Genomic DNA, 17,613 nt, shown 5'->3' on the forward strand with positions numbered 1-17,613 from the left:
CCCGCGATGACGACGACCACGGTCGACCTGCCCCAGGGGGCGCTGCGGCTCGCCGTCAGCAGCAGCACCGACGTCGGCGCCGTCCGCCGCGTCAACGAGGACGCCCTCCTCGCCGACGAGCTGCTCCTGGCAGTCGCGGACGGGATGGGCGGGCACGCACGAGGGGACCTCGCGAGCGCAGCCGCCGTCGAGGCGCTGCGCGAGAACCGGCCGACGAGCCTGGGTCCGGTGGACGCGGTGTTCGACCTGGTGGAGGGCGCCAACACGGCCGTGCGCGCGCTCGACGTGGGCGGTGCGCTCTGCGGCACGACGCTGACCGGGCTGATGCTCGTGCTCCCCGAGCCCGCGGGCCCGGCCCGCTGGGCGCTGTTCAACGTCGGGGACTCCCGCGTCTACCGCTGGGACGGTGCCGAACTCCAGCAGCTGACGGTGGACCACTCCGCCGTGCAGGAGCTCGTCTCGGCCGGCCTGCTCACCCCCGAGTCGGCGGAGTCGCATCCCGACCGCAACATCGTCACCCGCGCCCTCGGCGCCGACGAGGAGGTCGAGACGGACGTCTGGACGCTGCCCGTCGTGCCGCGCGCCAGCTACCTGCTCTGCTCCGACGGGCTGACGAAGGAGCTCTCCGACCAGCGGATCGCCGCCCTGTTCGCCCGCCGCGACTCCGGCGACCCTGCCGACCTCGCTCAGGCGCTCGTGCGTGCGGCGGTCGAGGCCGGCGGACGGGACAACGTCACCGTCGTCGTCGTCGACGCCGTGCTCGACGCCCGCGCCTGAGCCGGGCGACTCCGTGCCGCGCCCGCCCGGGAGGCGGGGGAGCGCGGTGCTATTCTCGGTCCATGCTGAGTGGCCCGCACCTCCTTCCGTGCCGCGACGAGACCTCGAACTGACGGCCTCCCTCGTCGCGGTGCCTCGCCCGGCCGAGCAGCGACTCCAGGAGGAGAAGGAACCGTCATGATCGAGACCACACCCGGCACAGCCGCGCCCGCGTCGAGTGGAGCAGGGACCGGCAGGAGAGCCGAGAAGCCGCGCACCCTCGCCGAGAAGGTCTGGGACGACCACGTGGTCGTCGCGGGCGAGAACGGCGCTCCCGACCTGCTCTACATCGACCTGCACCTGCTGCACGAGGTGACCAGCCCGCAGCCGTTCGACGGCCTGCGTGCCGCGGGGCGCCCGCTGCGCCGGCCGGACCTCACCATCGCCACCGAGGACCACAACACGCCGACCCTCGAGATCGGACGCCCCATCGAGGATCCGATCAGCCGCACCCAGATCGACGCGCTGCGCCGCAACGCCGGCGAGTTCGGCGTCCGCCTGCACTCCCTGGGCGACGTCGAGCAGGGCATCGTGCATGTCGTCGGCCCCCAGTTGGGCCTGACGATGCCCGGCGTCACGGTGGTCTGCGGCGACTCGCACACCTCCACGCACGGCGCGTTCGGCGCGATCGCCTTCGGCATCGGCACGAGCGAGGTCGAGCACGTGATGGCGACGCAGACGCTGCCGCTGCAACCCTTCAAGACGATGGCGATCACGGTCGAGGGCACGCTGAAGGAGGGGGTGACGGCCAAGGACATCATCCTCGCGGTCATCGCCCGCATCGGCACCGGCGGCGGCCAGGGCTACATCCTCGAGTACCGCGGCTCCGCGATCCGCGCGCTCTCGATGGAGGGCCGGATGACGATCTGCAACATGTCGATCGAGGCGGGTGCGCGGGCCGGCATGGTCGCGCCGGACGAGACGACCTTCGCCTACCTGCACGGCCGCCCGCACGCTCCGGCGGGCGAGGACTGGGACGCCGCGGTCGCCTACTGGCGGACGCTGCCGAGCGACGAGGGCGCCGTGTTCGACGCCGAGGTCGTGATCGACGCCGACGCGCTCGAGCCGTTCGTCACCTGGGGCACGAACCCCGGCCAGGGCGTCTCGCTCTCGCAGGCGGTACCGGACCCTGACGTCCTCGACGATCCGAACGAGCGCGCCAGCGCTCTGCGAGCGCTGGAGTACATGGCGCTGGAGCCCGGCACGCCGATGAAGGAGATCCCGGTCGACGTGGTCTTCATGGGCTCCTGCACCAACTCGCGGATCGAGGACCTGCGGGCCTTCGCTGCCGTCGTCGAGGGGCGCACCAAGGCCCCCGGCGTCCGCGTGATGGTCGTCCCCGGCTCCGCCCGGGTGCGGCTCGAGGCCGAGGCCGAGGGGATCGACCGGATCGTCACCGCGTTCGGCGCGGAGTGGCGCTTCGCCGGCTGCTCGATGTGCCTCGGGATGAACACCGACCAGCTCGTCCTGGGGGAGCGCGTGGCCTCCACGTCCAACCGCAACTTCGAGGGTCGTCAGGGCAAGGGGGCGAAGACCCACCTCGTCTCGCCCCTCGTCGCCGCGGCCACGGCCGTGCGCGGCACCCTCTCCAGTCCCTCCGATCTGGAGCCGGTCCGCGAGAGAGCAGGAGTCTGACCGTGCAGAAGTTCGAGACCGTCACCGCGATCGCCGCGCCCCTGAAGCGCGCCAACGTCGACACCGACCAGATCCTCCCCGGCATCTACCTCCGCCGCATCACGAAGACCGGCTTCGAGGACGCGCTCTTCCACGGCTGGCGGCAGGACGCGGACTTCGTCCTCAACCAGGAGCGCTACCGCGGCGCCGGCATCCTCGTCGCCGGCCCCGACTTCGCCATCGGCTCCAGCCGCGAGCACGCCGTCTGGGCGCTGCGCGACTTCGGCTTCCGGGTCGTCATCTCCCCCCGCTTCGGCGACATCTTCCGGGGCAACGCCGGCAAGCAGGGACTGCTCGCGGCCGTCGTCTCGGAGCCCGACGTCGAGCGGCTGTGGGAGATCATCGAGGGCACCCCGGGAATAGAACCGACGGTGGATCTGGTTGCGCGTACGGTCACCGCCGGTGGCGAGACCTTCGACTTCGAGATCGACGACTACACTCGATGGCGCCTGATCGAGGGCCTGGACGACATCGGCCTGACCCTGCGCGACGAAGCGCTCATTTCCGAATTCGAGACCCGCCGCGAGAGCTGGCGGCCCAAGACATTGCCGGTGAAATAGCGTGAACACACTTCTTCAGGACGCCAAGGCCCTGCAGGACGCCAAGGCGTCGGGAGCACGGGTGGGAATGACGACCGAGCGGATCACCATCAACGGCGGGCGACCGCTGGTGGGCCGGATCGAGCTCAAGGGGGCCAAGAACCTGGTCACCAAGGCGATGGTCGCGGCGCTGCTCGGCGAGACCGCCTCCACCCTCCGCGACGTGCCCGACATCAGCGACGTCCGCGTCGTGAAGGGCCTGCTCGAAGTCCACGGCGTCAAGGTGAAGCAGGGCGCCGAGGTGGGCGAGCTGATCCTCGACCCCTCCAACGTCGAGTCCGCGCACTTCGCCGACATCGACGCGCACGCCGGCTCCAGCCGCATCCCGATCCTCTTCTGCGGCCCGCTGCTGCACCGCCTGGGCGAGGCGTTCATCCCCGACCTCGGCGGCTGCCGCATCGGCGACCGCCCGATCGACTACCACCTCGAGGTGCTGCGCAACTTCGGCGCCGTCGTCGAGAAGCTGCCCTCGGGCATCCGGATGTCGGCACCCGAGGGCCTGCACGGCGCCAAGGTGTCGCTGCCCTACCCGAGCGTCGGAGCGACCGAGCAGGTCCTCCTGACCGCGGTGCGCGCCTCCGGCATCACCGAGCTCTCGGGCGCGGCGATCGAGCCCGAGATCATGGACCTGATCAACATCCTGCAGAAGATGGGCGCCATCATCTCGGTCGACACCGACCGCGTGATCCGCATCGAGGGCGTGGACCGGCTCACCGGCTACTCCCACCGCGCGCTCTTCGACCGCAACGAGGCGGCCTCCTGGGCGGCCGCGGCCCTCGCGACCGACGGCGACATCTTCGTCGGCGGCGCCCGCCAGCAGGAGATGACCACCTTCCTCAACGTCTTCCGCAAGGTCGGCGGCGCGTTCGAGATCGCCGAGGACGGCATCCGCTTCTACCACCCGGGCGGCGAGCTCAAGCCGGTCATCATCGAGACCGACGTGCACCCCGGCTTCATGACCGACTGGCAGCAGCCGCTGGTCGTGGCGCTCACGAAGGCCAAGGGCGTCTCGATCGTGCACGAGACCGTTTACGAGCAGCGCTTCGGCTTCGTCGACGCGCTCGTCGAGATGGGCGCGACCATCCAGATCCACCGCGAGTGCCTCGGCGGGCAGGCCTGCCGCTTCGGGCAGCGCAACTTCATGCACTCGGCCGTGATCTCGGGACCCTCGAAGCTGCACGGCGCCGACATCGTCGTGCCGGATCTGCGCGGCGGCTTCTCGCACCTGATCGCGGCGCTCTCGGCCGAGGGCACCTCGACGGTCTCGAACGTCGGCATCATCAGCCGCGGCTACGAGAACTTCCTCACCAAGCTCGAGCTGCTGGGCGCCGACTTCTCGCTCGACGCGTAGCCGCCCACCGGGACCCCGGGCCGCTGAGGACGACCGTCCTCAGCGGCCCGGGGTCCTGTCGCGCCCGGGCGCGCCCCACGCGGGCGGTTCCGCGTCCTCCTCCAGGCGTCCCCGGATCCGCTTCTCGAGGAGCGCGAGCGTCGTCTCCGGCGCGGGCCGGAGGCTCAGCGGTCCGGGCGACTCGACCAGGACCAGCGTGAGGCGTCCGCGCCGCGTGCCGGCCAGGACGACCTCGAGGGCCTCGCGCGGACGCAGGCCCACCAGCACCCACCGCCGCTCCAGCCGCGCGATCCGCGCCCAGGGCACGACGACGCCCCAGTCGCCGAAGGAGACGGTCAGTCCCCGGCGGCGCGGCACGACCACCGCGTAGGGCCGCAGCGTCGGCAGCGGGAACCGCGGCTCGACACGACGGAGGCCCGCTCCGAGCCGGCCGCGTCCGAGGACCGCGACGCCGCCGGTCGCCTCCGCCTCGACGTGGGCGAGCGGTGCCACCGCCACGCGCCAGAGGGCGTCGACCCCGCCGATCACGAGGGCGACGGCCGCCGAGCCGCCGACGAGGACCGCGAGCGTCAGCAGGAGGCCGTCGCCGAGCGCGGCCGCGTCGCGTCCGGCCTGCGTGGCGAGCAGCACGACTCCCCACACGAGCAGGAGCACCAGGCCGGACTGCGCGATCGGCGAGTCGGCGAGGCGGCCGAGCGCTCGGCCGACGGCGTCCCACGGCGACGGGCGGCGACGCGGACGGGGCGTGCCGGTACCGTACCCGGCGGCCGGGCCGCTCCTCCCACCGCGGGGCCCCGCTGCTCCCGGGCGTGGGGACGCGGCCCCTCCGATGCGGGATGCGAGGATGGGCGGGTGTCTGAGCGAAGCCGTCCGTCCATCTTCTGGTTCCTCGCGGCGGCGGTGATCCCCGTGATGACCGCCTCGGTCGACCTGCGGATCCGGAACGGCGACAAGATCCCGAGCACCGGAGCCTTCGTGTTCGCGCCGAACCACTACAGCGAGATCGACCCGATCATCACGGGCTGGACCCTGTGGCGCGCCGGCCGCGCACCGCGCTTCCTCGCCAAGGCCTCGCTGTTCTCGGTGCCCGTGCTCGGCTCGATCCTGCGCGGCTCCGGGCAGATCCCCGTCGAGCGCTCGGGCTCGGTCCGCGGCAGCGAGCCGCTGAAGACCGCCAAGGCTCTCGTGGACGAGGGCCGCTCGGTCATCATCTACCCCGAGGGCACCCTCACCCGCGACCCCGAGCTCTGGCCGATGCGCGGCAAGACGGGAGCGGTGCGGATGGCGCTGCAGTACGGCCTGCCTGTCGTCCCGGTCGCGCACTGGGGCGCGCAGCAGCTGATGGGCCGCTACTCCAAGCGGATCACCCTCTTCCGCCGCAAGCGCGTCGACGTGATCGTCGGCGACCCCGTCGACCTGTCCGCCTTCCGCGGACGCAGCCTCGACTCCGCCACACTCAACGAGGCCTCCGCGGTCGTGATGGCGGCGATCACCGCCCTGCTCGAGGAGCTGCGCGGCGAGGCGGCGCCCGAGAAGCGCTGGAACCCCTCCGAGCACAACCAGAAGGGCACGGGTCGCTTTGAGTCCGAGCAGTAGGAAGGCGCCCATCCCCGTGCCCCGCCGCGTCGCCGTCCTCGGCGCCGGCAGCTGGGGCACCACGTTCGCGAAGATCCTCGCCGACGGCGGCTCCGACGTCGTGATGTGGGCGCGCCGCGCCGAGCTGGCCCGCGAGATCACCGAGGCCAAGCGCAACAGCGACTACCTCCCCGGCATCAACCTCCCGCGCAACATCCGGGCCACGCCGCGCATCGAGGAGGCGCTGGAGGGCGCGGACCACGTCTACCTCTCCATCCCGTCGCAGTCGCTGCGGAGCAACCTCGAGGCGATCACGCCGTTCCTCACCGAGCGCACGGTGCTGGTGAGCCTGATGAAGGGCGTCGAGAAGGGCACCGGCCAGCGGATGAGCGAGGTGATCGCGCAGATGCTGCCGGTCTCCCTCGACCGGATCGCCGTCGCCTCCGGGCCCAACCTCGCCCTCGAGATCGCCAAGGAGCAGCCGACCGCGGCGGTCATCGCCTCCGAGAGCCTCGTCACCGCGCAGGAGGTGGCTCTCGCGGCGACCAACCGCTACTTCCGCTCCTACGTCAACACCGACGTGATCGGCACCGAGTTCGGCGGCGTGCTGAAGAACCTCATCGCCGTGGCGATCGGCATCGTCGACGGCGTCGGCTACGGCGAGAACACGAAGGCGTCGATCATCACGCGCGGTCTCGCCGAGATGACGGACTTCGCGGTCGCGTACGGCGGACGGGCCGAGACGATGGCCGGACTCGCGGGGCTCGGCGACCTCATCGCGACGTCGAGCTCGTCCCTCTCGCGCAACAACACGGCCGGGCGCCTGCTCGGCCAGGGCTACAGCTTCACCGACGTGGTGAAGTCGATGCAGCAGACGGCGGAGGGGCTCGCCTCCGTCGCGCCGGTCCTCGAGCTGGCGCGCGCCAGGGGAGTCGACATGCCCATCGTCGAGCAGGTGTCGCAGGTGCTCGCCGGTACGCTCGATCCGAAGGACATCGCGCCGCACCTGACCACGGATTCGGACGAGCCACAGGGTGAGAGGAACCTCGATGACCAGCAAGCTCCGCGTGGCCGTTCTGTTCGGGGGGCGCTCCAGCGAGCACTCGATCAGCTGCGCAACGGCGGCCGGGGTGCTGCGGGCGATCGACCGTGACCGCTTCGAGGTGATCCCCGTCGGGATCACCTCCGACGGCGCCTTCGTGCTCGAGGAGGACCGTCCCGAGAAGTTCGCTCTCGACGCCGCGTCGCTGCCCCGGGTCGAGGACGACGGCTCCCGTGTGCGCTGGCCGGAGTCCGCCCTCTCGCGAGAGCTCACCGTGACGACCGAGGACGGCGCGACGTGCTCGCTCGGCGAGGTCGACGTGGTGCTGCCGATCCTGCACGGCCCGTGGGGCGAGGACGGCACCGTCCAGGGGATGCTCGAGCTCGTCGGGCTGCCCTACGTCGGCTCGGGCGTGCTCGCGTCGGCTCTCGGCATGGACAAGCACTTCACCAAGACGGTGCTGCGGGCCGCGGGCCTCGCGGTGGCGCCCTGGTACCTCGTGACCGAGGCGGAGTGGCGCGCCGACCCGGGCGACGCCTCCTCGGCCCTCGACGAGCTGGGCCTGCCCGCGTTCGTGAAGCCGGCGCGGGCCGGCTCGAGCGTGGGCGTCAGCCGGATCGACGAGCGCGAGCAGCTCGAGGCCGCGCTGGAGGAGGCGTTCGCGCACGACTCGCGGGTACTGATCGAGTCGGGCATCGTCGGCCGCGAGGTAGAGATCGGCGTGCTCGGCGGCCGCCGCGGTGCTCCGGCCCGCGCCTCCGTCGCCGGCGAGGTGGTCGTCACCGGCCGCGGCTTCTACGACTTCGAGGCGAAGTACCTCGGGGCGTCCGGCATCGAGCTGGTCTGCCCGGCCGATCTCACCGACGGCGAGCTCTCCGAGATGCGGTCACTCGCGATCCGCGCCTTCGACGCGATCGGAGCCGAGGGCCTCGCCCGGGTCGACTTCTTCCTCACCGCCGACGGCTTCGTCGTCAACGAGATCAACACCATGCCCGGCTTCACGCCGGTCTCGATGTTCCCGCGCATGTGGGGCGCGAGCGGCGTGGACTACCCGGACCTGATCAGCGAGCTGCTCGACTCGGCGCTCGACCGCGTCCCGGTCGCCGCCCGATGACGCCGGCGCTCGCGCTCCGCGTCGAGGCGGGCGCGGCCGCGGCGCCCTTCGAGCAGATCCGCGAGCAGATCACCGCTCTGATCGCCGCGGGCGAGCTGCCGGTCGGGATGCGGCTGCCGCCGGTGCGCGCGCTGGCCGAGACGCTGGGCGTCGCCGCGGGGACGGTCGCCCGCTCCTACCGGGAGCTGGAGTCGGCGGGCCTGGTCGAGACGCGCGGCCGGGCGGGCACGGTCGTCGCGGGAGGCGTGGATGCGCTGGAGCGTGAGCTGCAGGCTGCGGCCGCCGTGTTCGCGTCGCGCGCGCGTGAGCTGGGGGCGACCGCCGATGGTGCGCTCACCGCAGCGAGTCGAGCCCTCGGCGTCTGACCGCTGAGACTCAGCCGGTGGGCGTGTCCGTCGGATCGAGGGTGTCGGCGTCCGAGACGTCGGTGCACTCGCGCGTCTGCGGGACGTAGGAGACGGCGTTCGCCAGGTCGAGCGCCGCGGAGGATCCGGACGCGCGGCTCTGGTCGACGGTGATCTCCACCGCGGGATCGCGCCCGTAGGTGGTCAGCGTGTAGATGTCCTCGTCCTTCTGCGTCTCGTCGATGATCCAGTCGACTCCGCTGACGTTCACGCAGAGGTCCGTCGTCGGGCCGGGCACCTCGACTCCGCAGTGGAGGATGACGGCGGCCGGGGTGCCCCAGGCGGCGGTGCCCTGAGCGTTCGTCTCGCGCTCGGGCTGCTCCGCGACCACGTCGGGCAGGCGCACCGAGACCTCGGCGCAGCCGGTGCTCGTCGCATCGGCGGCGGGCTCGAGTGCGACGCTGGCCGAGCAGCCCGAGAGCAGCAGGACGGCGGCGGCGGCGAGGAGGGGGGAGCGGAGTCGGCGGGGGGACATCGCCGTCAACGCTAGCGTGTGAACCATGGCAGAGGATCGGAGTCCCACCCTGGCCGAGCTCAGCGAGGGCGAGGTGCTCGCGAGGGTGCTGGCCCGGCTCGGCGGCCCGGGCGCGGAGACCCTGGTCGGGCCCGGCGACGACTGCGCGGTGCTGCGGGCTCCCGACGGCCGCTTCGTGGTGACCACGGACATGATGGTGCACGGCCCCGACTTCCGGCTGGCCTGGTCGAGCCCGGCGGACCTGGGCTGGAAGGCGGCGGCCTCGAACCTCGCCGACGTCGCGGCGATGGGGGCCCGTCCCACCGGGCTCGTCGTCGCGCTCGCGGCGCCCCAGTCGCTGGGCGTCGACGTGCTGGAGGGGATCGCGGGCGGACTCGCCGCCGGCTGCGCCGCGATGGCGCCGGGATGCGGAGTCGTCGGGGGAGACCTGTCCGCCTCCGCGACACTGACGCTCTCGATCACGGCGTTCGGCTCGCTCGACGGACGACCGCCGGTGCTCCGCAGCGGTGCGAGGCCGGGGGACGTGCTCGCCGTGGCCGGCCCGCTGGGACGAGCGGGGCTCGGGCTGCGCCTGCTGTTCGAGCAGGCGCGGCGGGACGGGGAGCCGTCGGCCGACCTCGCCGACCGGCTCCGCGAGCGGCATCCGTCCCTCCTCGAGGCGCAGCTGCGCCCGACCGCGCCGATCTCCGCGGGCGAGGCCGCGGGCGGGACCGCCACCGCGATGATGGACGTCTCGGACGGCGTGGTGCTCGACGCCCGTCGGATGGCGCGTGCGAGCGGAGTGGCGATCGACCTCGATGCCGCGGCGGTCGACGTGCACGCGCGCGGGCTCACGGGGGTGGAGGGCGTGGACCTCGACCTGGCGAGGGCGCTGGTGCTGGGAGGTGGCGAGGACCACGCGATGCTCGCGTGCTTCCCGCCCGCCGCGGCGCTGCCGGAGGGCTTCGTCCCGCTCGGGGTCGTCCGCGAGGGGGGCCCGGAGGTGCGCCTGGGCGGGGTCGCGCTCGAGGGGCGCGGGGGCTGGGACCCGTACCTCGGCTGGGACGGCGCGGCGGGCTGAGGCCGGTCAGCCGGCCGGGGAGGAAGCGGGCGAGGCGGCCGGCGCGGGCGACGCAGGCGAAGCCCACCAGATCGTGGTCTCGCCGTAGTCCTTCCTCCGCTCCCGCTCCAGACCCGCGGGCCAGCGCGGCTCCGGGCTGCGGGAGCTCCGCTCCACGACGACCACCGCGTCCTCGCGCAGCAGCGGCAGGACGCTGGCGAGGTCGGCGGCGAGGTCGTCCTCGCCGAGGTCGTAGGGCGGGTCGAGGAACACCGTGTCCGTGTTGAGGGCCGGGGAGCCGTCGAGGAAGGAGCGGACCGAGCCGGTCACCACCTCGATCCGCGGGGCGGGCCGCTTGTTCTTGGCAGCCGCGGTCGCGATCGCCCGTGCGTTCTCGCCCGCGGTCCGGGCGGCCTTCGGGTCGCGCTCGACCAGGACGACCGCGCTCGCTCCGCGGCTGGCCGACTCGAGCCCGAGGGCGCCGGAGCCCGCGTAGAGGTCGACCACCGTCGCGCCGTCGAGGGCGTCCCGGGCCTCGAGGGCCGAGAAGACGGCCTCGCGCACGCGGTCGCTGGTGGGGCGGGTGCCCGCGCGCGGGACCCGGAGGGTGAGCGAGCCGGCGAATCCGGCGATGATCCTGGTCACCGGACCGAGCATAGGGCGGCACCCCTGCCTGCGGCGTCCGGTGGCCGCCGCGCGGCTCCTGCCTGGCGGCACACTGCGAACTCGCGGAACCTGGACCCTTTTCCCGTCAGGACTGCGAGAATCCGTAGCTATGACGTCGCTCGAAGACACCCGCTCCGCTGTCGGCCGCCGAGCGGCACCCGAGACGCCCCTGACCCGCGAGGAGTTCACGGCGCACTGCGGCGCCGTCCTCGGGAACCTCACCCGCGTGATCGACGGCAAGTCGGCCGAGGTCTCGATGGCGCTGACGGTGTTCCTCGCCGGTGGGCACCTCCTGATGGAGGACGTCCCCGGCACCGGCAAGACGGTCCTGGCGAAGTCGCTGGCGGCCTCGGTCGGCGGCAGCGTCGCGCGCATCCAGTTCACGCCCGACCTGCTCCCCTCCGACGTCACGGGGGTCTCGGTCTACAACCAGGCGACCCGCGACTTCGAGTTCAAGCCGGGCCCGGTCTTCGCGAACATCCTGATCGGCGACGAGATCAACCGGGCCTCGCCCAAGACGCAGTCGGCGCTGCTGGAGTGCATGGAGGAGCGCCAGGTCTCGGTCGACGGCACCACCCACCTCCTCCCGCGCCCCTTCGCCGTGATCGCGACGCAGAACCCGGTCGAGATGGAGGGCACCTACTCACTGCCCGAGGCCCAGCGCGACCGCTTCATGGCCCGCCTCTCGCTCGGCTACCCCGATGAGCGCGCCGAGCTCGAGATGATCCGCACCCGCGACTCGGCCAGCCCGCTCGAGGAGCTGCGGCCCGTCGTGGGCCTCGCCGAGCTCGAGCGGATGATGGCCTACGTGCGCTCCGTGTACGTCGCACCGCCTGTGCAGGAGTACGTGGTGGCGATCATGCAGGCCACGCGGGTGGACCCCGAGCTGCGGCTCGGGGGGAGCCCGCGCGCCACGCTCCAGCTGATCGCCGCCGCGAAGGCGCTTGCCGCCCTCAGCGACCGCGACTTCGTGGTGCCGGACGACGTGGACGCGCTCGCCGTCCCCGTGCTCGGCCACCGCCTCCTGCCCGCCACCCGCCTCCCCGGCCGCTCCGGCGCCGGATCCTCGCACTCGGTCACCGAGATCGTGCAGCGCATCGTCGCGGCCACCCCCGTCCCCTTCGGCAACCGTGGCGACTGAGGCCCGCCCCGCCGAGACGCCGTCGTCCCGTCTCGGCGGTCTGCCCGCGCTCCGCGGGGTCGCGCTGACGCTGCGCGGCTGGGCGCTCGTTCTGCTGGGCGTCGCGGGAGTGGTGATCGCGCCGCTGACAGAGTTCCGCGAGCTGCTGTTCGTCGGCCTGGTGCTGCTGGGCCTGCCCCTGGGCGCGCTCGTCTCCCTGCTCCTGGCGCCGGCGTCGTTCCGGGTGCAGCGCCGCTTCGCTCCCCAGACCGTCGCGGCCGGCGACGTGGTGGAGGTCGACGTGCTGCTCGAGAACCGCGGCCGCGCCGTCCGCAGCGGGGCGCGCGCCCACGACCGGCTCGAGCGCGTGGAGCGCGGGGTCGTCGTCGGCCGGCCGGTCGCCGAGGGCGTCTTCGGGCTGCCGGGCGTCCCGTCGGGCGGCCGCGTGCGCGCCCGCTACCGTCTGCCCGCCGAGCGGCGCGGGATCCACCGCATCGGCCCGCTGCGCCTGGTGCGCGGCGACGGCCTCGGGCTCGCGCTCCGCGAGAGCGTCGTGGGGGCTGCGCAGCCGTTCGTCGTGACTCCGCGGGTCGTGCCGCTCCAGAGCGACGTCCTGGACGCGCACGGAGCAGGCGGATCGAGCCCGGTCGCGCACGCGACGGCCGGCGCCGGCACGGACGACGTGATCCCGCGCGACTACCGCCCGGGGGACGCCATGCGCCGGGTGCACTGGCGGGCGAGCGCCCGCTCCGGTGAGCTCATGGTCCGCCAGGACGAGCAGAACACCGATCCGCACGCGTGGATCCTCCTCGAGACCCGGGCCGAGCGCGTGCTCGAGCGGCGCGGCGACGACCGGCTCGAGTGGGCGGTGTCGATGACGGCCTCCCTCGCCGTGCACCTGCTCGACCGCGGCTTCGAGACCCACCTCGTCGAGACGGGTGCGGACGGCGAGCCGGAGCACTCGGAGGACGAGCGCGAGGTGGCGCACGACGTGCTGCTGCGCCTGGCCGAGCTGGCGCCCTCGCGCGAGTCGGTCGACGCGGTGACCCGGATCTCGGCCGACATGCGCGACACGGGGGGAGTACGCCCGGTCTTCGCCGTGCTCACCCGACTCCTCGAGTCGGACCTCGACGCCCTCGGCTCCCTGGCCGCGCAGTCGCGCCCCGCGATCGCCTTCGTCGTCGCCGGCACCGCTGAGGAGGAGGCGGCTCTCGCCTCGCTCGGCTGGTACGCCGTGTCCGTAGACCAGAGCGCCTCCGTCGAGGAGGCGTGGGCGCAGGCCCTCGCTCTGCGGGTGGTGGCGTGAGCCGCCGCGCCGAGAGCGATCCGCGCGCCGGGTCGGCTCCTCTGAGCGGTCTGCTCTTCCTCGCGATCACGGCCGCCGCCGCCGGGATCGGCCGGCTCCTCGTCGGCGTCGACTGGCTGGTGCTCCTCGCGAGCGCGGTCGCCGTGGTGCTCGGCGTCCCGGCCGCCGCCCGGGCTCTGCGCGTGCACCCCGTCGTCCCGCCGATCCTCGGCACGCTGACGATGGTCGGCGTGCTGACCGCGATGTTCGTGCCCGGTCGGGCCCTGCTGTTCGTGATCCCCACGCCCGGCGCCGTCGCGCAGGCGGAGGCGCTCGCGCAGGGCGGCTTCCAGTCCATCGCGCAGCAGGGGCTCCCGGCGGTCGCCGACGACGGCATCTCGTTCCTCCTGATCGGCGGGGTGGTCGTGCTCGCCTGGGCGGCCGACCTGTTCGCCTTCTCCGTCCGCCTCCCCGCCCTGGCCGGTCTGTTCCCCGCGGCGCTGCTCGCGGTGCCGGCGATCGTGGACCCCTCCGAGGTGTCCTGGGCGAGCCTCGTCGTCACCGCGCTCGCCTACGCGGGCGTGCTCGCCGCCACGGCCGCCCCCCGCCGCCCGAGCGGCCCGAGCGCGGCCTCGGCCGTGCTGCCCGCCTTCGCGGCCGTGACCGTCGTCGTCCTGGGCGCGGGAGTCGTCGCCGGCTCGGCGGCCGGCTACGCGCGCACCACCGCCCCCTCGGGCGTCTCCGGGAGCCTCTTCAACGGCGCGATCGACCCGGTGGTCGCCCTCGGCGCGGACCTGCGCCGCCCGAACCCCGTGACCGTGCTGCGCTACGCCACCGACTCCGACCTGCCCGTCTACCTCCGCGTGCTGACCGTCTCGGACTTCGACGGTGACGACTGGGCGCCGAGCGAGACGGAGCAGACCGCTCCGATCGAGGCGCCGATCGCGCCCGAGGGGCTCTCCGAGAGCGTGCCGCGCGAGGCGGAGGAGGTCGACGTCTCGGTGGAGACGCTGCGGAGCCAGTGGCTCCCCGTGCCGTATCCGGTCTCGTCGCTGACGGGCGTCGGCGACGGCTGGCTCCAGGACGTGCAGGACGGCTCGATCCGCGGCGACGCGACGACCCGCTCCGGAGACGACTACCAGGTGCAGGCGCTGCGGCTCGAGCCCGACCCGCAGCAGCTGCTCGCCGCGCCCGCGCCGTCCGGCGTCGACCGGTACCTCTCGCTCCCCGACGACGTGCCCGAGATCGTCCGCACCACCGCGGAGGAGGTCACGGCGGAGGCTCCGACCGCCTACGACCGGGCGCGCGCGCTGCAGACGTACTTCCGCTCGTCCGAGTTCCGCTACTCCGAGGACACCCCCGCGGAGGAGGGCTACGACGGCGACGGAGTCGGCGTGCTCTCGGCGTTCCTGACGACGAAGGAGGGCTACTGCGTCCACTTCGCCTCGGCGATGGCGGTGATGGCGCGCGAGCTCGGGATCCCGTCGCGGCTCGCCATCGGCTACCAGCCCGGCTCCGTCGTGCCCTCCGGCGGCAGCGACCTGACCACCTACCGCGTCCTCTCCTCCGATCTGCACGCCTGGCCCGAGCTGTACTTCGAGGGGGTCGGCTGGCTGCCCTTCGAGCCGACGCCCAGCCGCGGCGCTCCGGCCTCGTACACCCTGCCGAGCGCGACGGCGTCCTCGGGCCCCACCGCCCCGGGCTCGACCGCGACCACCGCGCCCGGTGCGACCAGCGCTCCCGCCGCGACACCCACTCCGACGGCCGCGTCGGCGACGCCGACCCCCGGCGCCGTCGGCGCCTCGAGCACCACGGCGGCTCCCGCGGCGACGCTCTGGGTGCTGCTCCTGCTGCTCGTGCTCGTCCCCTGGCTGATGCGCGCCGTCCAGCGCGCGCTGCGGCGCCGGTCCGCGCGCTCCGGCTCCGTCGAGGCCGCGTGGGCCGAGCTGCTGGCGACCGCCCGCGACCTGGGCGTCCCCGTGGAGGACACGGAGTCTCCGCGCGCGCAGGAGGCCCGCATGGCTCCCGCCCTCGACCCCGGAGCGGCGGCACGTCTGCAGGGGCTCCGGGAGCGCGTCGAGCGCCGGCGCTACTCGCCGTCCGCGAGCGAGTCGGAGGCGTGGGACGACGCGACCGCCGTGGCCGCCGCGCTCCGCGGCTCCGCGGGTGCCGGTCGTCGGGTGCTCGCGTCGGTCGTGCCCCGCTCGGCGCTGGACCCGGTCGCCCGGCTCGCGCGTCCGAGGTCCGACCTATGATCGCTAGGTGATCCCGGACCCCCTCGACGCCTCGCTCGCGCCGCTGATCGGGCCGCGCACGGCGAGTGCGGTCGAGAAGGCCTTCGGGTACCGCACGGTCGGCGAGCTCCTGGGCCACTACCCGCGCCGCTACGCGAAGCGGGGCGAGCTGACGGCGCTCTCGCGTCTCCCCGTGGGAGAGAGCGTGACGATCGTGGCGGAGGTGCGCGAGGTGCGCGAGCGGCCGATGCGCAACCGGCGCGGCACCCTGCTCGAGGTCGTCATCTCGGACGGCTCGGGCACGCTCTCGCTGACGTTCTTCGGACAGCCCTGGCGCGCGGCGAAGCTCCACCGCGGCGTGCGCGGGATCTTCGCGGGCACGGTCTCGATGTTCCGCGACACCCCGCAGCTCACGCATCCCGACTACCGTCTGTTCGACGACGAGGAGGCCGCCGCGACGGAGACGGGAGGCGGTGAGCTCGCGAAGGACTGGGCCGAGCGGCCGATCCCGATCTACCCGGCGACCAGCGCGATCTCGAGCTGGCAGCTCCAGGCCGCGATCGGCGTGCTGCTGGACGGCTTGCGCGACGTGCCCGACCCGATGCCCGAGCAGGTGCGCGCCGGCCGCTCGCTGCTGGGCCTCGGCGAGGCGCTGGAGCTGATCCACCGCCCGCAGCGGGAGGGCGAGGAGGCGCAGGCGCGCGAGACGCTGCGCTTCCACGAGGCGTTCCTCCTGCAGCTCGCCCTGCTCGAGCGCCGGGCCTCGGCGCTCAGCAGCCCCGCGACCGCCCGCGTGCCCGGCCCCGGCGGGCTGCTCGAGCGCTTCGACGCCGCGCTGCCCTTCGCCCTCACCGGCGACCAGACCGCGGTGGGGCACGAGATCGCCGCCGATCTGGCGGCCGAGAGCCCGATGACCCGGCTGGTGCAGGGCGAGGTCGGCTCCGGCAAGACCCTCGTCGCGCTCCGGGCGATGCTCGCCACGGCCGAGAGCGGCGGGCAGGCGGCGCTGCTCGCTCCCACCGAGGTGCTCGCGGGGCAGCACCTCCGCTCGATCGCGAGGACCCTCGGCCCGGAGCTCGCGGCCGAGCTGGTGCCGACCCTCCTCACCGGCGGGCTGGGGGCGGCGCAGCGCCGCGCGGCCCTCCTCCGGATCGTCTCGGGCACGGCGAAGATCGTCGTCGGCACGCACGCCCTCCTCGGCGACGCGGTCTCCTTCTACGACCTGGGCCTCGTCGTGATCGACGAGCAGCACCGCTTCGGCGTGGACCAGCGGGACGCCCTGCGCAGGAAGGGCGCCACCCCGCCGCACGTGCTGGTGCTGACGGCCACGCCCATCCCGCGGACCGTCGCCATGACGGTCTTCGGCGATCTCGACACCTCGACCATCCGCGAGCTGCCCGCCGGGCGCCCCGGCATCACGAGCCACGTGGTCCCGCTCGCCGACCATCCCGCGTGGATCGCGCGGGCGTGGGAGCGCGCCGAGGAGGAGATCCGCTCGGGCCACCAGGTCTACCTCGTCTGCCCGGCGATCGAGCCGGGGGAGCCCGCCGAGGGCGCGCAGCCGCCCGAGGAGGACGCCGCCGCGCCGCTCACGACCGTCGCGGCCACGCTGGAGGGCGTGCGCGCGCATCCGCTGCTCGGGAAGCGGCGGTCGGCCGCGCTGCACGGGCGGATGACGACGGAGGAGAAGGACGCCGTGATGCGCTCCTTCGCCGCGGGGGAGATCGACGTCCTGGTGTCGACGACGGTCATCGAGGTCGGCGTGGACGTGCCGAACGCCTCGATGATGGTCGTGCTCGACGCGGAGCGGTTCGGGGTCTCGCAGCTGCACCAGCTCCGCGGGCGCATCGGGCGCGGCGGCGTCGCGGGGGTGTGCCTGTTCGTGACGGCGGCGGAGGCGGGGACGGTCGCGCGCGAGCGGGTGGAGGCGGTCGCCGCGACGCTCGACGGCTTCGCGCTCGCCGAGGTCGACCTGGAGCTGCGCCGCGAGGGCGACGTGCTGGGCGACTCGCAGTCCGGCGGGCGCTCGTCGCTCCGCCTGCTGCGGGTGGTGCAGGACGCCGACGTGATCGTGGAGGCGCGGGCGCTGGCCGAGCGGCTCCTCGCGGAGGACCCGTCGCTCGCCGCGCACGACCGGCTCCGTGCCGCGCTCGAGCGCCGCGTGCAGGACCGCGACCGGGAGTTCCTCGCCAAGAGCTAGGCGGTGCCCGCCCGCTACT

Annotated in this window: 16 protein-coding genes; 13 read left to right on the forward strand and 3 right to left on the reverse strand. The window is 73.9% G+C overall.

What is annotated here, in order from left to right; genetic code table 11:
- The first annotated feature begins 6 nt into the window (after window positions 1–6).
- From C5D36_RS01430 to murA, 4 genes are all read left to right on the forward strand, one after another.
- Entirely contained in the window at window positions 7–777 is a 771-nt protein-coding gene (locus C5D36_RS01430) for a PP2C family serine/threonine-protein phosphatase (protein WP_104223087.1), read from the forward strand.
- Window positions 778–954: 177 nt separating this feature from the next.
- Window positions 955–2,451: a 3-isopropylmalate dehydratase large subunit gene (gene leuC / locus C5D36_RS01435; RefSeq protein WP_104223088.1), complete on the forward strand. Its 1,497-nt coding sequence runs from the start codon at window positions 955–957 to the stop codon at window positions 2,449–2,451.
- Window positions 2,452–2,453: 2 nt separating this feature from the next.
- Window positions 2,454–3,050, forward strand: a complete 597-nt coding sequence (leuD, locus tag C5D36_RS01440; RefSeq protein ID WP_104223089.1) for a 3-isopropylmalate dehydratase small subunit — start codon at window positions 2,454–2,456, stop codon at window positions 3,048–3,050.
- A 67-nt stretch (window positions 3,051–3,117) separates the two neighbouring features.
- On the forward strand, window positions 3,118–4,440 hold the full coding sequence (murA, locus tag C5D36_RS01445; RefSeq protein ID WP_181067970.1) for a UDP-N-acetylglucosamine 1-carboxyvinyltransferase: 1,323 nt from the start codon (window positions 3,118–3,120) through the stop codon (window positions 4,438–4,440).
- 39 nt (window positions 4,441–4,479) lie between these two features.
- Here murA and C5D36_RS01450 read toward each other — a convergent pair whose 3' ends face one another.
- A complete protein-coding gene (locus C5D36_RS01450; protein WP_104233771.1) occupies window positions 4,480–5,094 on the reverse strand; it encodes a hypothetical protein in 615 nt (204 codons plus the stop codon).
- Window positions 5,095–5,292: 198 nt separating this feature from the next.
- Here C5D36_RS01450 and C5D36_RS01455 point away from each other — a divergent pair, with 198 nt between their 5' ends.
- From C5D36_RS01455 to C5D36_RS01470, 4 genes are read left to right on the forward strand one after another with little or no spacing between them, the layout of a single operon-like run.
- Entirely contained in the window at window positions 5,293–6,036 is a 744-nt protein-coding gene (locus tag C5D36_RS01455; protein WP_244229445.1) for a 1-acyl-sn-glycerol-3-phosphate acyltransferase, read from the forward strand.
- A gap of 16 nt (window positions 6,037–6,052) precedes the next feature.
- Complete coding sequence (locus C5D36_RS01460; protein ID WP_181027083.1) at window positions 6,053–7,168, forward strand: NAD(P)H-dependent glycerol-3-phosphate dehydrogenase; 1,116 nt, start codon at window positions 6,053–6,055, stop codon at window positions 7,166–7,168.
- Window positions 7,065–8,171 carry a D-alanine--D-alanine ligase family protein gene (locus tag C5D36_RS01465; RefSeq protein ID WP_104295026.1) on the forward strand — a complete coding sequence of 369 codons (1,107 nt, stop codon included), beginning with the start codon at window positions 7,065–7,067 and terminating at the stop codon, window positions 8,169–8,171. The genes C5D36_RS01460 and C5D36_RS01465 overlap by 104 nt, the downstream gene beginning before the upstream one ends.
- Window positions 8,168–8,536 carry a GntR family transcriptional regulator gene (locus C5D36_RS01470; RefSeq protein WP_104249623.1) on the forward strand — a complete coding sequence of 123 codons (369 nt, stop codon included), beginning with the start codon at window positions 8,168–8,170 and terminating at the stop codon, window positions 8,534–8,536. The genes C5D36_RS01465 and C5D36_RS01470 overlap by 4 nt, the downstream gene beginning before the upstream one ends.
- A 10-nt stretch (window positions 8,537–8,546) precedes the next feature.
- On the opposite strand, the gene C5D36_RS01475 is transcribed toward C5D36_RS01470, so the two are convergent.
- Complete coding sequence (locus C5D36_RS01475) at window positions 8,547–9,050, reverse strand: DUF3515 family protein (protein WP_104223096.1); 504 nt, start codon at window positions 9,048–9,050, stop codon at window positions 8,547–8,549.
- 25 nt (window positions 9,051–9,075) lie between these two features.
- On the opposite strand from C5D36_RS01475, the gene thiL reads away from it, so the two are divergent.
- The gene (gene thiL / locus C5D36_RS01480) at window positions 9,076–10,110 is read left to right on the forward strand and encodes a thiamine-phosphate kinase (protein WP_104295027.1); all 1,035 of its coding nucleotides are present in this window, start codon (window positions 9,076–9,078) and stop codon (window positions 10,108–10,110) included.
- A gap of 6 nt (window positions 10,111–10,116) precedes the next feature.
- Here the strand turns inward: thiL and C5D36_RS01485 are convergent, their stop codons facing one another.
- A complete protein-coding gene (locus tag C5D36_RS01485; RefSeq protein WP_104295043.1) occupies window positions 10,117–10,734 on the reverse strand; it encodes an RsmD family RNA methyltransferase in 618 nt (205 codons plus the stop codon).
- Between the two features lie 130 nt (window positions 10,735–10,864).
- Here C5D36_RS01485 and C5D36_RS01490 point away from each other — a divergent pair, with 130 nt between their 5' ends.
- Genes C5D36_RS01490 through C5D36_RS01505 form a run of 4 tightly spaced genes read left to right on the forward strand, consistent with a single transcriptional unit; the run spans window position 10,865 to window position 17,594 of the window.
- Window positions 10,865–11,896, forward strand: coding sequence for a MoxR family ATPase (locus C5D36_RS01490; protein ID WP_104225624.1), 1,032 nt, complete (start codon window positions 10,865–10,867; stop codon window positions 11,894–11,896).
- On the forward strand, window positions 11,886–13,181 hold the full coding sequence (locus C5D36_RS01495; RefSeq protein WP_104295028.1) for a DUF58 domain-containing protein: 1,296 nt from the start codon (window positions 11,886–11,888) through the stop codon (window positions 13,179–13,181). The genes C5D36_RS01490 and C5D36_RS01495 overlap by 11 nt, the downstream gene beginning before the upstream one ends.
- Window positions 13,178–15,415: a DUF3488 and transglutaminase-like domain-containing protein gene (locus tag C5D36_RS01500; protein ID WP_104295029.1), complete on the forward strand. Its 2,238-nt coding sequence runs from the start codon at window positions 13,178–13,180 to the stop codon at window positions 15,413–15,415. The genes C5D36_RS01495 and C5D36_RS01500 overlap by 4 nt, the downstream gene beginning before the upstream one ends.
- Before the next feature lie 7 nt (window positions 15,416–15,422).
- Entirely contained in the window at window positions 15,423–17,594 is a 2,172-nt protein-coding gene (locus C5D36_RS01505; protein WP_374953764.1) for an ATP-dependent DNA helicase RecG, read from the forward strand.
- The last annotated feature ends 19 nt before the right edge of the window (window positions 17,595–17,613 follow it).

Origin of the sequence: Rathayibacter sp. AY1C6 (assembly GCF_002931535.1) — a bacterium.
In the GTDB taxonomy this organism is placed as follows: domain Bacteria; phylum Actinomycetota; class Actinomycetes; order Actinomycetales; family Microbacteriaceae; genus Rathayibacter.